Source organism: Streptomyces sp. NTH33, assembly GCF_003236365.1.
In the GTDB taxonomy this organism is placed as follows: domain Bacteria; phylum Actinomycetota; class Actinomycetes; order Streptomycetales; family Streptomycetaceae; genus Streptomyces.
Window position 1 is genome coordinate 1 of the sequence record NZ_POTZ01000863.1, and the last position, 1,500, is coordinate 1,500.

A 1,500-nucleotide genomic window follows, 5' to 3' on the forward strand; every position below is an offset into this window, starting at 1 on the left:
GGTCACCACCGCGCGGCCGGAGAAGTGATCGTGCGCACGGAGAAACGGCCCTCGGCACCGCCACGATGTTCGCCGTGCCGTACTGCACACAGATCGCCTTGCCGAAGTCACTGCCCACGACCAGGTACGAGCCCGCGTCCGGCGCCGGCTGCACCCCGCGCTCGGCCGCCAGCTCCGCCAGCGTCGGCACCGGGCGCCCCGGCTGGGCCTGCGCCCAGAAGAACGGACCCATGTCGACCGGCAGCCCCGCCACCACCAAGGTGTGCGCCACGACCGGCGGAACACCCTGCCGGGAGACCGCCGCCTGCTCGAACCGGAAGACGCCCGGCCCGAAGGCCGCACCCAGCTCCTGGGCGATGGCCTCCAGCGGAACCGGCGGCGCCGGCTGCACCGGCGGCAGCGGCGCACGGACCGGACCCGGACGGGCCGGACCGTCCGCCACCTGATGCAACTCGCCCTGGTGAACGAGGAGTTCCTGCATCCCCTGCTGACGGCTCGCATGATCGGTGCCGTACGGAGCGATCGACGTGATGCGCGCCTGCGGCCACTGCTCACGGATCATCCGCGCACAGTACGCACCCGGCAGCTGACACGACTCCAGCTCCGTGTGCAACTCCAGGACCTGACCCGGCGGCACGTTCATGGCCCGCAGCTCATGGAAGATCTGCCACTCCGGATGCGGCGTACCCGGCGCGGAACGCCGGATCAGCTGCTGCTCGGAACCGTCCTGCGCGCGGTAGCGCAACACGGCCTGATAGCCGGGACCGACCGTCGGCTGCCCCTGCTGGGGGTAGCCGTAGGCCGGGGGCTGCTGACCGGGAACGGGCTGACCCGGCGGCGGCACCGCACCCGGCGGCATCGGCTGCGGGCCCCCCGGAGGCACACCGGGAACACCCGGAGGCGGCGGAGGCACACCGGGAACACCCGGAGGCGGCGGAGGCACACCGGGAACACCCGGAGGCGGCGGAGGCACACCGGGGCCGCCCGGAGGCGGCGCGGCCAGCATCGTCTCCGCGTGGTGCACGGCGCCCGGAGCGCCCGGCGGCCGAGGTGCACCCGGCACCCCCGAAGCCCCCGGAGGAGCACCGGGCGGAGGCGGAGTCCCCCCACCGGTCCGGCCCGGGTCGGCGAACATCGTGGCCGCGTGGTGGACACCACCCGGAGGCGTACCCCCGGGCGTGTTCGGCGCCCCCGGCGGCCGGGGCGCACCCGGACCGCCGGCGCCCTCGGGCCCCTCCGGGCCGTCGGGACCCAGCGACGACACGAGCTGGGTCGGCACGTAACCACCCGCGGCACCCGGCGCACCGGGCGGAGGCGGCGTGGGAGCCCCGCCCGGACGCGCACCCGGCGCCCCCGGGGCGGCCGGCGGCGGAGCGCGGTGCGGGTGCGCACCCCGATGAGCGTGAGCGACATCGCGAAGGTGGTGGGCCCGACGCCCACCAGGAACACCCACAGCACCGGCACCGTCGCGGGCGCGAGGTACAGCCCCGTGTAGCCGGC

1 protein-coding gene is annotated in these 1,500 nt (G+C 75.9%); it reads right to left on the reverse strand.

Features of this window, described 5'->3' with window-relative positions; genetic code table 11:
- Window positions 1–1,500 (reverse strand): nucleic acid/nucleotide deaminase domain-containing protein (locus C1I97_RS42610; RefSeq protein WP_181447094.1); only part of this gene is annotated, 1,500 nt, incomplete at both ends.